The organism is Kocuria sp. LHG3120, assembly GCF_049897445.1.
Lineage (GTDB): Bacteria > Actinomycetota > Actinomycetes > Actinomycetales > Micrococcaceae > Kocuria > Kocuria rosea.
In genome coordinates this window covers 781,588-795,439 of record NZ_JAFCWG010000001.1, presented here as the reverse complement: position 1 = coordinate 795,439, position 13,852 = coordinate 781,588, and the positions used below count along the sequence as shown (strand labels likewise).

11 protein-coding genes are annotated in these 13,852 nt (G+C 73.6%); all 11 read left to right on the top strand.

Features of this window, described 5'->3' with window-relative positions; genetic code table 11:
- Positions 1-187 precede the first annotated feature (187 nt).
- The 11 genes from ACP7CD_RS03695 to ACP7CD_RS03645 all read left to right on the top strand — a co-directional run bounded on the left by ACP7CD_RS03695 (position 188) and on the right by ACP7CD_RS03645 (position 13,819).
- Positions 188-973: a DeoR/GlpR family DNA-binding transcription regulator gene (locus tag ACP7CD_RS03695; RefSeq protein ID WP_017832502.1), complete on the top strand. Its 786-nt coding sequence runs from the start codon at positions 188-190 to the stop codon at positions 971-973.
- Complete coding sequence (gene galT / locus ACP7CD_RS03690) at positions 970-2,112, top strand: galactose-1-phosphate uridylyltransferase (protein ID WP_368796708.1); 1,143 nt, start codon at positions 970-972, stop codon at positions 2,110-2,112. The genes ACP7CD_RS03695 and galT overlap by 4 nt, the downstream gene beginning before the upstream one ends.
- The gene (gene galK, locus ACP7CD_RS03685; RefSeq protein ID WP_426118902.1) at positions 2,109-3,368 is read left to right on the top strand and encodes a galactokinase; all 1,260 of its coding nucleotides are present in this window, start codon (positions 2,109-2,111) and stop codon (positions 3,366-3,368) included. Before galT ends, galK begins: the two co-directional genes overlap by 4 nt.
- A 283-nt stretch (positions 3,369-3,651) precedes the next feature.
- On the top strand, positions 3,652-5,049 hold the full coding sequence (locus ACP7CD_RS03680; RefSeq protein ID WP_426118900.1) for an MFS transporter: 1,398 nt from the start codon (positions 3,652-3,654) through the stop codon (positions 5,047-5,049).
- A gap of 136 nt (positions 5,050-5,185) precedes the next feature.
- Positions 5,186-5,638 carry a pyridoxamine 5'-phosphate oxidase family protein gene (locus ACP7CD_RS03675; RefSeq protein ID WP_232035265.1) on the top strand — a complete coding sequence of 151 codons (453 nt, stop codon included), beginning with the start codon at positions 5,186-5,188 and terminating at the stop codon, positions 5,636-5,638.
- Between the two features lie 56 nt (positions 5,639-5,694).
- Positions 5,695-6,711, top strand: a complete 1,017-nt coding sequence (locus ACP7CD_RS03670) for a rhodanese-related sulfurtransferase (RefSeq protein ID WP_426118897.1) — start codon at positions 5,695-5,697, stop codon at positions 6,709-6,711.
- The gene (locus ACP7CD_RS03665) at positions 6,708-8,366 is read left to right on the top strand and encodes a DUF7059 domain-containing protein (protein ID WP_426118895.1); all 1,659 of its coding nucleotides are present in this window, start codon (positions 6,708-6,710) and stop codon (positions 8,364-8,366) included. The genes ACP7CD_RS03670 and ACP7CD_RS03665 overlap by 4 nt, the downstream gene beginning before the upstream one ends.
- Before the next feature lie 60 nt (positions 8,367-8,426).
- Entirely contained in the window at positions 8,427-8,864 is a 438-nt protein-coding gene (locus tag ACP7CD_RS03660; RefSeq protein ID WP_017832495.1) for a pyridoxamine 5'-phosphate oxidase family protein, read from the top strand.
- 199 nt (positions 8,865-9,063) lie between these two features.
- Positions 9,064-11,919, top strand: coding sequence for a type I DNA topoisomerase (gene topA, locus ACP7CD_RS03655; RefSeq protein ID WP_426118893.1), 2,856 nt, complete (start codon positions 9,064-9,066; stop codon positions 11,917-11,919).
- 50 nt (positions 11,920-11,969) lie between these two features.
- Positions 11,970-12,947 (top strand): Ppx/GppA phosphatase family protein, encoded by a 978-nt coding sequence (locus tag ACP7CD_RS03650; protein ID WP_035925036.1) that lies wholly within the window; start codon positions 11,970-11,972, stop codon positions 12,945-12,947.
- Positions 12,944-13,819, top strand: a complete 876-nt coding sequence (locus tag ACP7CD_RS03645; protein WP_368796702.1) for a sugar phosphate isomerase/epimerase family protein — start codon at positions 12,944-12,946, stop codon at positions 13,817-13,819. The genes ACP7CD_RS03650 and ACP7CD_RS03645 overlap by 4 nt, the downstream gene beginning before the upstream one ends.
- The last annotated feature ends 33 nt before the right edge of the window (positions 13,820-13,852 follow it).

Genomic DNA, 13,852 nt, shown 5'->3' with positions numbered 1-13,852 from the left:
CCTGGGCGCTGATCGGGGTGGTGGGTTCGGACACTCGATCGCAGTGGTGGATCGATGTGGTTCACGTCATAGTAGAAGCGACAGAATCAAACATCAACCCTGTTGAAAAGAACACCACGATGTTTGTATTGTGGGGCATGTCACCGATCCGGGGTCTCGACGGACCCCGGCCGAGCCAGGAGGCCCCATGACCGAGATGCTCCCCGACCGCCGACGGCGGGAGATCCTCGACCGCGTGCGCGCCTCCGGTGCGGTGCGGGTCGCGGACCTGGTCGCCGAGCTGGGCGTGTCCGACATGACGGTGCGCCGGGACCTGGACCGGCTGGCCCGGGACGGGGAGCTGCAGAAGGTCCACGGCGGGGCGAAGCTGCCGGCGGGATCCTCCGCGGCCGAGCCCGGATTCACGCACAAGTCCGAGCTGCAGCTGCCGGAGAAGGCGGCCATCGCCGCCGCCGCCGAGGCGATGGTGCGGCCGGGCATGTCCGTCTCGCTGAACTCCGGGACCACCACCTTCGCGCTGGCCCGCGCCCTGCGCCGCGTCAGCGACATCACGGTGGTGACGAACTCCCCGCGGATCGCCGACGTGCTCCAGGACGCGCCCGCCACGGGACAGACGGTGGTCCTGCTGGGCGGGGTGCGCACCCCCTCGGACGCCCTGGTGGGCCCGCTGGCCACCGCGGCCCTGCGCACCCTGCACGTGGACCTGGCCTTCCTGGGCGTGCACGGGCTGTCCGAGCGCGACGGGCTGACCACTCCGAACATGATGGAGGCCGAGATCAACCGCCTCTTCCTGGAGCGCTGCGACCGCAGCGTGGTGCTGGCCGACTCCACGAAGTGGGGCCTGTCCGGGCTCCACCGCATCGCCGGTCTCGACGAGGTCGACACGGTCGTGACCGACGACGGTCTGGGCGCCGCCGACCGCGAGACCCTGAGCCAGCACGTCCCCGACCTGCGACTGGAGCCCGTCCGATGACCTCTCCCGCCCCCGCCGAGCGCGCCCCCGTGCCGCTGATCGCGCACCGGACCCACCACCTCGCCGACGGACGGGAGGCCGTGTTCTTCTCCGACCGCGGCACCCCGCCCGTGGAGCACGTGGTGGACCGCCGGCCCCTGGACGCCCGCTCCGGCGGCGGTGAGGTGCGCTTCGACCGGCTGACGGGGGAGTGGGTGGCGGTGGCCGCCCACCGGCAGGCGCGCACCTACCTGCCCCCGGCCGACCAGTGCCCGCTGTGCCCGAGCGTGGGCGGGCGCGAGTCGGAGATCCCGGCGGAGGACTTCGACGTCGTCGTCTTCGAGAACCGCTTCCCCTCGCTGGGCCCGGAGCTGGCCGAGCTGCCGGACCCGCAGCAGGTGGGGGAGCGGTCCCTGTGGGGCGTCCCGTCCCCGGCCGTGGGGCGGTGCGAGGTGGTGGTGTTCACCCCGGAGCACCAGGGCTCCTTCGCGTCCCTGTCCTCCGAGCGGGCGCGCACCGTGGTGGAGGCCTGGGCCCAGCGCACCGAGGCGCTCTCGGCCATGGCCGGGGTCCGGCACGTGTTCCCGTTCGAGAACCGGGGCGAGCAGATCGGGGTGACCCTGCACCACCCGCACGGGCAGATCTACGCCTACCCCTATCCGGCCCCGCACGCGGCGCGGCTCGCGGCCCGCTCCCGGGCGCACCTCCAGGCCACGGGGCGGACCCTGATGGGCGAGGTCCTGGCCGACGAGACCGCCGCCGGGGACCGGATGGTGCTGGCGGGTGAGCACTTCTCGGCCTATGTGCCCTATGCCGCGCGGTGGCCGCTGGAGGTCCACCTGGTCCCGCACCGCCGCGTCCCGGACCTGGCCGCGCTGACCGGGGCCGAGCGGGACGAGCTGGCGGTGGTGTACCAGGACCTGGTCCAGCGCGTGGACCGGCTCTACGACACGCCGACCCCCTACATCGCCGCCTGGCACCAGACCCCCGTGGACGCGGCGGACCGGGAGGCCGGCCGGCTGCACCTGCAACTGACCAGCCCCCGGCGGGCCGAGGACAAGCTGAAGTTCCTGGCCGGCTCCGAGGCCGCCATGGGGGCGTTCATCAACGACGTCACCGCGGAGCAGACCGCCGCACGCCTGAGGGAGGCCGCACGATGACCGGACACCACACCCCCCAGCCGGCCGCTCGGCAGGCAGGCCAGGACGACGCCGCCCGGGCGGAGGAGCTCTCCCGCCGGTTCGCCGAGGTCTACGGGCACGCTCCGGACGGGGTGTGGCGTGCCCCGGGGCGGGTGAACCTCATCGGGGAGCACACCGACTACAACGACGGCTTCGTGCTGCCCTTCGCCATCGACCGCTCGGCGATGGTCGCCGTCCGGCTGCGCCGGGACGCCGAACAGGGGCGGCGGACCGGGCAGGGCGAGGACACGACCGGGCACGACGTCGTCGACCTGGCCTCCACGTACGCCCCCGACGGCGGGGGGCTGTCCCGGGCCCGGTTCCGGATCCCCGCGCTCGCCCCCGGGACGGTCGGCGGCTGGGGGGCCTATCCGGCTGGCGTGGTGCACGTGCTCGCCGGCCTCGACGGGGTGGAGGTGCCCGGGTTCGAGCTGCTGCTGGACTCGACCGTCCCCGTGGGTGCCGGCCTGTCCTCCTCGCACGCCGTGGAGGTCGCCACGATCGTGGCCCTCAACGACCTGCTCGGACTGGATCTGGACCGGCCGGCGATGGCGCGGCTGACGCAGCGGGCGGAGAACGAGTTCGTCGGCGCCCCGACCGGGATCATGGACCAGTCGGCCTCCCTGCGCGGCCGGGCCGGCGCCGCGCTGTTCCTGGACTGCCGCACCCAGGAGGCCGAGCTCGTGCCGCTGCCGGTGGCCCGGCACGGGCTCGCCGTCCTGGTGGTCGACACGAAGGTCGCCCACTCCCACGCCGACGGCGGCTACGCCGCCCGGCGCGCCTCCTGCGAGCGCGGGGCCGCCGCCCTCGGAGCGGTCTCCCTGCGCGACGTCCCGGACGATACCGACCTGAGCGGACTGGACGAGGAGACCGCCCGCCGGATCCGGCACGTGCTCAGCGAGAACCGCCGGGTCCTGGAGACGGTCCGGCGGCTGCGGGCCGGGGACGTCCGGGGCATCGGGGAGCTGCTGGTCGCCTCCCACGCCTCGATGCGGGACGACTACGAGATCTCCTGCCCCGAGCTCGACCTCGCCGTCGACACCGCCCTGGCCGCCGGGGCCGCCGGGGCGCGGATGACCGGCGGAGGCTTCGGCGGCTCCGCGATCGCCCTCGTGCCCGCGGCGCGGGCGGAGCAGGTCGGGAACGCGGTCGCCGAGGCCTTCGCGGACCGGGGTCACCGGGCGCCGGACGTCTTCGTCGTCGTGCCGGGGGAGGGCGCCGGCCGGGTGCGGTGAGGCGCGGATCCTCCGCAGGACGACGTCGGCGGCACCGCGCCACTGCTCCTCGGCCCCGGGCCCACTGGGCCCGGGGTCGGCGTCATCGCAGGGCGCACTCTTGACGTGCAGTGTGATCTGGATCATTCTTGTGTTCAAGATATAAACACAGTTGCCATCATATGGCAACGGTCCGGCCGGCCGGGCTCCTCGCGAACCCGTCCACCCGCCGGTGCACCTCTCTCCAGCTCCGCTCACGTCCCGTGCCCCCGCCGTCCGGGGTGCCCTCAGCGAAGGACCTCCCATGCACAACGCTCCTCCACCGGCCGCGGCCGCGACCCACGGCAAGACCCCGAAGAAGGCGGCCCTGGCCAGCTGGATCGGCTCCGCCCTGGAGTACTACGACTTCGCCGTCTACGGGACGGCCGCCGCCCTGGTGCTCAACCACCTGTTCTTCCCGGCCGACACGTCCCCCGGGGTGGCGATCCTGCTGTCGATGGGCACCGTGGGCGTCGCCTATGTCGTCCGGCCCCTGGGGGCCCTCATCATGGGCCCCCTCGGCGACCGGTTCGGGCGCAAGTTCGTGCTGATGCTGACCCTGTTCATGATGGGCGCCGGCACGTTCGCCGTCGGCTGCCTGCCGACCTACGACCAGGCCGGCCTGCTGGCCCCGGCCCTGCTCGTGACCTGCCGCGTCATCCAGGGGCTGTCGGCCTCCGGCGAGCAGGCCAGCGCGATCTCGGTCTCGCTGGAGCACTCCGAGGAGCACCGGCGGGCCTTCACCACGAGCTGGACGCTGCAGGGCACCCAGTTCGGCACCCTCCTCGCCACCGCCGTCTTCATCCCCTTCACGCTCGTGCTCACCGAGGAGCAGCTGTTCAGCTGGGGCTGGCGGGTCCCGTTCTGGCTCTCCGCCGTCGTGGTGGTCGTGGCCTATCTGATCCGCCGCCACCTGGAGGAGCCGCCCGCCTTCGAGCAGGCCCGGGCCGTGCTGCCCGGCGAGAAGCCGGCCACCCCGCTCACCCTGATGGTCAAGCACCACAAGACCGCGGTGCTGCGCGTGGCCGCGGCCGCGATGATCAACACCGTCAACGTGGTCTTCCTGGTGTGGTCGCTGTCCTTCGCCACCTCCGTGGTGGGCCTGGACCGCTCGACCATGCTCTGGGTCTCCGTCATCGCCAACGCCGTGGCCCTGCTCGTGATCCCCGTGGCGGCCACGGTCGCCGACCGGGTCGGGCGCAAGCCGGTGTTCATCACCGGGGCGGCCGGCGCGGCCGCGGTGATGTATCCCTACCTGGCCGCCGTCCACGCCGGGAACTGGACGCTGATCTTCCTCCTCGGCGCCGTCATGTCCGGCTTCTTCTACTCCATGTCCAACGGCATCTGGCCCTCCTTCTACGCGGAGATGTTCCCCACCCGGGTGCGCGTGACGGGGCTGGCCCTGGGCACCCAGATCGGCTTCGCGATCTCCGGCGGCTTCGCCCCCGTCCTGGCCAGCTCCCTGGCCGGGGCCGAGGGGGACAACTGGCTGGGCGTGGCGGGGTTCGTCACCGGCGCCTGCCTGATCGCCGTGGCCGCCGCCCTGACGGCCAAGGAGACCAAGGACAGGACCCTGGGCCAGATCGACGACCTGCACACCACCCGCACCGAGGCGGCCGAGCTGGAGCGGCTGCAGGGGGCGGGCACCGCCTCCGGCCGCTGAGCGCTCCGGAATCGCTGACGAGGGCGGACGCCCCGGCCGGTCACCCCAGCCGGGGCGTCCGCCCGTCCCGAGCCGGGCCCCGGTCACGAACATGACACGGGTCACGCCGGCGGAGGCCCCGTGCCAGAATGACCGCATGAGCAACCCCATGAACATCTCCGGGCACAATCCCGACAAGGAGGCCCGGGCGCACCGGCCGCCGGTCACGGAGCTGACCCCGGAGCAGTGCTGGGAGCACCTCTACAGCGCACGCTTCGGCCGGATCGCCACCATGGACGGCGACGAGATCGAGATCACCCCCATCAACCTCGTGGCCGACGACGGGAAGATCTACTTCCGCACCGCCAAGGGCACCAAGCTGCTGCACCTGGTGCTCAACGAGCACGTCGCCGTGCAGGTCGACCAGGCGCAGGGCGGGGAGGCCTGGTCCGTGATCGTGCGCGGCACGGCCCGCCAGCTGACCGACCCGGAGGAGACCGACCGGGTGGACGAGCTGCCGCTGCGGCCGTGGGTCGGGACCACCAAGCTCGAGTACGTGGAGGTGGCCCCCACGAAGGTCACCGGCCGCGTGTTCCACCTGGGCCACTGACCCGGCGCCCGGACCGCGCGGCGCCGGGCGCCCCGCCGCGCTTGTAGCCTGGACCCGTGGCACAGCACCGGATCGTCCTGCACTACGTCTTCACCCCGCTCCCCGACCCCACGGCCGTGATGCTCTGGCAGCGCGCCCTGTGCGAGGGGCTGGGCCTGCGCGGGCGGATCATCGTCTCCCCGCACGGGCTCAACGCCACCGTGGGCGGTGAGGTCGGGGCGCTCAAGCAGTACGCCCGCACCACCCGCTCCCACCCCGGTCTCCGGGACACGGTGTTCAAGTGGTCGGACGGCTCGGCCGAGGACTTCCCGCGGCTGTCGGTCAAGGTCCGGGACGAGCTCGTGTCCTTCGGAGCGCCCGGCGAGCTCGAGGTCGACGAGCACGGCGTGGTCGGCGGCGGCACCCGCCTGGCGCCCGGCGCCGTGGACGAGCTCGTGGCCCGCCGCGGCGAGGACGTCGTGTTCTTCGACGGGCGCAACGCCCACGAGGCCCGGATCGGGCGCTTCCGCGGGGCCGTGGTCCCGGACGTGGCGCACACCCGCGACTTCGTGGCCGAGCTGGACTCCGGGAAGTACGACCACCTCAAGACCCGGCCCGTGGTCACTTACTGCACCGGCGGGATCCGCTGCGAGGTGCTCTCCGCGCTGATGCGCAACCGCGGCTTCCAGGAGGTCTACCAGCTCGACGGCGGCATCGCCGAGTACGGCCGCGAGCGCGGGGACCGGGGGCTGTGGGAGGGGTCCCTGTACGTCTTCGACCGGCGCATGCACGTGCGGTTCACCCCGGCCGCGGTCACGATCGGTCGCTGCGACCGGTGCGCCGGCCCCGCGAACCGCTTCGTCAACTGCGCGGACGGCACCTGCCGCGCCCTCGTGCTCGCGTGCCCGGCCTGCCTCGAGGAGCGGCCGCGGCTCACCTGCCCGGCCGGGTGCGGCACCGCCACGGCACCGGGGGCCGGCGACGGCGCCCCGGTCGCCGTCGGGTCCGCCCCCGCACCCGTGCCCGGCGACGGAACCCCGGCCGCCTCCCGCGCAGCGTCGGCACCCGTGCCCGTGCCGACGGGGGCCGCATGAGCCCCGCCGCCCCCGGCCCCTCGGCGGCACCGGCCTTCTCCCGGGTCCCGGGGACCCCCGTCTCCGACGACCCGCGGGCGCCGGCCGAGCTGCACGACGCCCTCCGCCGGACGGGCTTCACCCACGACCGCGTGGCGGAGCTGCTGGGGGAGGCCGCCATGGACGCGCTCGCACGGGACCAGGCGGTGCCCGCCCTGCGGGTCCTCGAGCCGGCCCTCCGCACGCCCGGGCACCCGGACCGGGGCCTCGCCGGGGTCGTCTCGCTCTTCCTCCTCGGCCGCACCGTCCCCGCGGAGACGCTCGCGCCCGCCCCGGTGCGCCCGGAGCAGCTCGTGGGCCTGGGCCTCGCCGAGGAGACGGAGGGCGGGCTGCGCTCCACCGTGGACCTGCGCCCCCACGCCTCCGACGACGGGACGGAGCTGTACGTGGCGAGCGACCTGGGGGAGTCCCAGCGCCCCGGCGTGCTGCGCCGCGACCACGTGCTGGGCATCGGCCAGGCCTCCCTGACGCTGGCCCAGACGACCGACCGCCGCCGGGTGGACCGGGCGCTGGACCTGGGGACCGGGTGCGGCATCCAGACGTTCCACCTGCTCGCGCACGCGGGGCACGTGACCGCCACCGACGTCTCGGACCGGGCCCTGGGCTTCACCCGGTTCAACCTGCTGCTCAACGCGCAGGCGCTCGGGATCGACCCCGACCGGCTCGAGGACCGCGTGAGCCTGCGGGCGGGATCCCTCCTGGAGCCCGTGCGCGGTGAGCGGTTCGACCTCGTGGTGTCCAACCCGCCGTTCGTCATCACCCCGCGCCCCGCCGGGGAGACCCCTCTCGACCGCTACACCTACCGGGACGGCGGTCTGCCGGGGGACCGGATCGTGGCCGACCTGGTGCGGGGGCTGCCCGGGGTCATGGCCCCCGGGGCCACCGCCCACCTGCTCGGCAACTGGGAGGTCCTCGCCCCGCCGCCCGGGGACGCGCGGCCGGCCGCCGAGCGCTGGGCGCAGCGGCCCGAGCAGTGGGTGCCCGAGGGCGTCGACGCCTGGTTCGTCCAGCGGGAGCTGGCCGGCCCGGAGGAGTACGCCGAGACGTGGCTGCGGGACGCGGCGGAGTCCCGCGACCTCGAGCACTACGAACGCGCCTACCGCGCCTATCTCGACGACTTCGCCGCCCGCGGCGTCGAGGCCGTGGGCTTCGGGATGATCCGCCTCCGCCGCCCGTCCCGGGCCCGGCCCGGGGGCGCGCTCCGCCGCTTCGAGCACGTCCCCCACCCGGTCCAGCAGCCGCTCGCCCCCGCGCTCGCCGCCACGTGGGAACGGGCCGACTGGCTCGCCGCGCACCCCCAGGACTGGCTGGACGCCCACCTCGTGGCCGCCGAGGACGTCACCGAGGAGCGCCACCAGCGCCCCGGCGCGGAGCACCCCGGCGTGATCCTGCTCCGGCAGGGGGCCGGGCTGCGCCGGACCGTGGTGCTCTCGAGCGAGGCCGCGGGCTTCGCCGGGGCCTGCGACGGCGAGCTGAGCGCCCGGCAGATCCTCGGGGCGCTCGCCGCCCTGCTGGACTGGGCGGGCGAGGAGCGGCAGCGGCTGACCGAGGAGGTCCGGCACCTCGTGCTCGACGGCTTCCTCGTGCCGCACGAGCCGGTGCCGCCCGCCGCCTGAGCGACGTTGTGGGCGGATGAGCAGGCGGCGCCGCGACGGTGGGGGTGGGAGGATGGGAGCATGAGCATCGGAGACAACCTGAACCCCATCAAGACCCTCGACAAGGACACCGTCTGGCAGCTCCTCGAGCAGCACCCCTTCGGCCGGCTGGCCGTCGAGGCCGCCGGTCTCGTGGACATCTTCCCGGTGAACTACGTGGTCCACCAGCGCAAGCTGTACTTCCGCACGGCCCAGGGCTCCAAGCTCTCGAGCCTCATCGTCAACGACCAGGTGGCGTTCGAGATCGACGAGGTCTCGGAGGAGCACGTCGTGCGATCCGTGGTGGTCCACGGCCGGGCCCGCCGGCTCGAGACGCGCGCCGAGATCGACGCCGCGGAGGAGCTGCCGCTCAGGCCGTGGGCGCCCACGCTGAAGTACAACTTCGTGGTCATCGACGTGGAGCACGCCACGGGCCGCGAGTTCACGATCGGCGACGAGCCCGAGCGCTACCCCTCCTGAGACCGGTCCGGGCCGCCCGGGCCGGGCGGCCCGCGCGACCCGCCCGGGGACGCCGATGTCCTCCGGGTCCCCGCCGCGCGGGGGTTGACGGCGGTGAGGCGTTATGGTGGAGCGCAACGGCGGGCCGACGCCCGCCCGTTCGACCCGACGTCCAGCAGCGCCGCGGCCCGCGGCACCGCGGACCGCAGCAAGGAGTACCGTGCCAACGAAGGCCACCCAGAGCCCGGGAACGGGCAAGAGCCTGCTCATCGTGGAGTCCCCCTCCAAGGTCAAGACCATCGCCGGGTACCTCGGCGACGCCTACGAGGTCGAGTCCTCGATGGGGCACATCCGCGACCTCCCGCAGCCCTCGGAGCTGCCGGCGGAGCTCAAGAAGGGTCCCTACGGCAAGTTCGCGGTGGACGTGGAGCACGGCTTCGAGCCGTACTACGTGGTGAACCCGGACAAGAAGAAGAAGGTCACCGAGCTCCGGCGCAAGCTCAAGGACGCGGACGCCCTCTACCTCGCCACCGACGGCGACCGCGAGGGGGAGGCCATCGCGTGGCACCTCCTGGAGGTGCTCAAGCCCAAGATCCCCGTCTACCGGCTGACCTTCTCCGAGATCACCCGCGAGGCCATCGAGCGGGCCTTCGGGGAGCTGCGCGAGCTCGACCAGGACCTGGTCGACGCGCAGGAGACCCGGCGCATCCTCGACCGGCTCTACGGCTACGAGATCTCCCCGGTGCTGTGGCGCAAGATCGCCTCGGGCCTGTCCGCCGGGCGCGTGCAGTCCGTGGCCACCCGCCTGGTCGTGGAGCGGGAGCGCAAGCGCATGGCGTTCGTGCCCGCCGACTACTGGGACCTCAGCGGGACGTTCGCGCGCACCGACGGCGAGGACGCCGGCACCGCCTTCAGCGCCCGGCTCTCCTCCGTGGACGGCAAGCGGGTGGCGGGCGGCCGCGACTTCGGCGACGACGGCGTGCTCAAGGGCGCCGCGGACAAGCTCGCGCACCTGGACGAGCAGGCCGCCCGCGAACTGGCCGCCGGTCTCGAGGACGCGGCGTTCACGGTCCGGTCCCTGGAGACCAAGCCCTACACACGCCGCCCGGCCGCCCCGTTCACCACCTCCACGCTGCAGCAGGAGGCGGCGCGCAAGCTGCGCTTCACCTCCCGCACCACCATGCAGGTGGCGCAGAAGCTGTACGAGAACGGCTACATCACCTACATGCGCACCGACTCCGTGGCGCTGTCCGACCAGGCGGTCACGGCCGCCCGGCGCCAGGCCACGGAGCTCTACGGCGCCGACTTCGTGCCCGGCTCCCCGCGGCTCTACAGCTCCAAGTCGAAGAACGCGCAGGAGGCGCACGAGGCCGTGCGCCCCGCGGGGGACTCCTTCCGCACCCCGAACCAGGTCCGCGGCGAGCTCTCCGCGGACGCGTTCCGGCTCTACGAGCTGATCTGGAAGCGCACCGTGGCCTCCCAGATGGCCGACGCCAAGGGGTCGACGGCGACCGTCCGGCTCGGGGCGACGTCCTCCGCCGGCCGGGACGCCGAGTTCTCCGCGTCCGGCACCGTCATCACGTTCCGCGGCTTCCTGGCCGCCTACGAGGAGGGCCGGGACGAGGACCCCGCCACGGACAAGGACGGCGCCAAGGACGGCAAGGACGGCGACAAGCGGCTCCCGCGGATGGCCGAGGGCGACCTCCTGGACGCCACCGAGGTCGAGGCGGACGGGCACCGCACCTCGCCGCCGCCGCGCTACACCGAGGCGTCCCTCGTGAAGGTCCTCGACGAGCTCGGCATCGGCCGGCCCTCGACCTACGCGGCGACCATCTCCACGATCATGGACCGCGGCTACGTCCGCGTGCGGGGCTCCGCGCTCATCCCCTCGTGGACCGCGTTCTCCGTGGTGCGCCTGCTCGAGGAGCACTTCTCCGACTACGTGGACTACGACTTCACGGCGGAGATGGAGGAGGGCCTCGACCGGATCGCCCGCGGCGAGGAGGACAGCACCGACTGGCTGCAGGACTTCTACTTCGGCTCCCAGGGCCACGAGAACGGGCTCAAGCCCATCGTCGACGACCTCGGCGAGATCGACGCCCGCGCCGTGAACTCCATCCCCGTGACCGAGGACATCACCCTGCGGGTCGGCAAGTTCGGCCCCTACCTGGAGGTGGCCGGCGCCGTCGACCCGGAGACCGGGGAGATCACCGACCCGATCCGGGCCAACGTGCCGGAGGACCTCGCCCCCGACGAGCTCACGCCCGACAAGGCGCGCGAGCTCATCGAGACGGGCAAGGCCGACGGCCGGGAGCTCGGCCGCGACCCCGTGACCGGGCGCGCCATCGTGGCCAAGGACGGCCGCTACGGGCCCTACGTCACCGAGGTGATCCCCGAGCCCACCGCCGAGGAGCTCGCGGCCCAGCCGGTCGAGTACTACAAGAACGGCAAGCCCAAGCCCCCGAAGAAGCCGGTCAAGGAGAAGCCCCGCACGGGCTCCCTGCTCTCCACGATGACGCTGCAGGACGTGACCCTCGAGGACGCGCTCAAGATCCTGTCCCTGCCGCGCACGCTGGGCACGGACGCCGAGGGCAACGAGATCACGGTGCAGAACGGCCGCTTCGGCCCCTACCTGAAGAAGGGCGGCGACTCGCGCTCCCTGCAGTCCGAGGAGCAGCTGTTCACGGTCACCCTCGACGAGGCCCTGGCGATCTACGCCCAGCCCAAGCAGCGCGGCCGCGGCGCCGCCAAGCCTCCGCTCGCGGACCTCGGCACCGACCAGATCACGGAACGGCCCATGGTCATCAAGGACGGGCGCTTCGGCCCCTACATCACCGACGGCGAGACCAACGTGACGGTCCCGCGCGGCGAGACCGTGGAGCAGATCACGCCGGCGCGCGCCAGCCAGCTGCTCGCGGAGAAGCGCGCCCAGGGCCCCGCCCCGAAGAAGACGGCCCGGTCCACGGCCAAGGGGACGACGACCAAGGGGACGACGGCCAGGAGCAGCACGGCGAAGAAGAGCACGGCCAAGAAGCCCGCGGCGGCCAAGCCCGCCCGCGCCGGGTCCAAGGGCTGATCCGCTCCGCACGCGCGGGACGGACACGGAACTCGAAGGAGCACCACGGCATGCGTCTCGGAGTCCTCGACGTGGGGTCGAACACCGTCCACCTCCTCCTGCTGGACGTCTACCCGGGCTCCCGGCCCGAGCCGTACGCGTCCCACAAGCTCGCCCTGCGGCTGGTGCAGTACCTCGACGCCGACGGCAACATCTCCGACGCCGGCCGGGACGCCCTCACCGCGTTCGTGGTCGAGGCCCGGGACTTCGCCGTGGACAACCGGGCCGAGGACTTCCTCGCCTTCGCGACCTCCGCGATCCGCGAGGCCGGCAACGGGGCGCAGGTGCTGGACCACGTGCAGTCCCGCTCCGGCGTGACCCTCACGGAACTGGCCGGGGACCAGGAGGCGGCCGTGACGTTCTTCGCGGTGCGCCGCTGGTTCGGCTGGGGCGCGGGGACCGTTCTCGACCTCGACATCGGCGGCGGGTCCTTCGAGATGGCCCTGGGGGACAACGCGCTGCCCACCGTGGCGACCTCGGTGCCGCTCGGCGCGGGGCGGCTCACCCGCACCTTCGTCGCCGGGGACGTCGCGACCCCGAAGGAGATGAAGGCCCTGCGCAAGCACGTGCGCCAGGAGCTCCGGCCCGCGGTCGACCGGGTCCGCGCGGCCGGGGAGCCCACCTGCGTGGCCGGCACCTCCAAGACGTTCCGCTCCCTGGCCCGGATCTGCGGGGCGGCGCCGTACGAGATGGGCCCGTACGTGCCCCGCACCCTCCACCTCGAGGACCTGCGGCTGTGGACCCGCCGGATGGAGGCCATGTCCCCGGAGGAGCGCGCCGAGCTGCCGGGGGTCTCCGCCGCACGGGCCCGGCAGATCCTCGCCGGGGCCGTGGTGGCGGAGTCGGCGATGGACGCCTACGGCGTCGAGTCGATCCGGATCTGCCCGTGGGCGCTCCGCGAGGGGCTGATCCTGCGCCGCCTGGACCAGCTGAGCAGCCACTCCGACGTCCGCACCGTGGACCCCCGGCACCTGGTGGGTGCGGCATGAGCGAGCAGCAGGGCGCCGCCGCGGAGCCGTACCGTCCGCACGTGGCGCTGTCCACCAGCTCCCTCTATCCGCTCGGGGTGCCGGAGACCTTCGAGGCCGCCGTGGAGCTGGGCTACGACAGCGTGGAGGTGCTCGTCACGCACGAGCGGATGAGCCAGCTCACCCACCAGCTGCAGGACCTCGTGCAGCGCCACCAGCTCCCCATCTCGACCATCCACGCCCCGACCCTGCTGCTGACCCAGCAGGTGTGGGGCAAGTCGTGGACCAAGATCCAGATGGCGGCCGCGCTCACCGAGCAGGTGGGCGCGGAGGTCGTCGTGGTCCACCCGCCCTTCCGGTGGCAGCGCCGGTACGCCGCGAACTTCGTGGAGGGGGTGCGGGTGGTCTCCCAGGCCACCGGCGTGAAGATCTCCGTGGAGAACATGTACCCCTGGCGGGTCCGCGGCCGCGACACCGTGGTCTACGCCCCGCACTACAGCCCGCTGGGCCTGGACTACGACTGGGTGACGTGGGACTTCTCGCACGCCGCCACCGCCCGGATGGACTCCCTGGCCGCCATCCGGGAACTGGGCCCCCGGCTGGGCCACGTCCACCTGACCGACGGGTCGGGGGAGACCACGGCGGACGAGCACCTGCTGCCCGGCCACGGGGTGCAGCCGGTGGCCGAGTCCCTCGAGTTCCTCGCCTCCACCCGGTGGCAGGGCATCATCGGGGTCGAGGTCTCGACCCGCCGCTCGAAGAACGCCGACGAGCGCACCCAGTGGCTCGCGGAGTCCCTCGAGTTCGCCCGCCGGCACACGAGCCGCTCCGACGGCGCCCCGAGCGCCGGCGGCCCCGACGGCACGGAGGGCGCGGACGGCAGCCGGGGCTGAGGCCCGGGCGCACCCGGCCCGCCGTCCCACCGG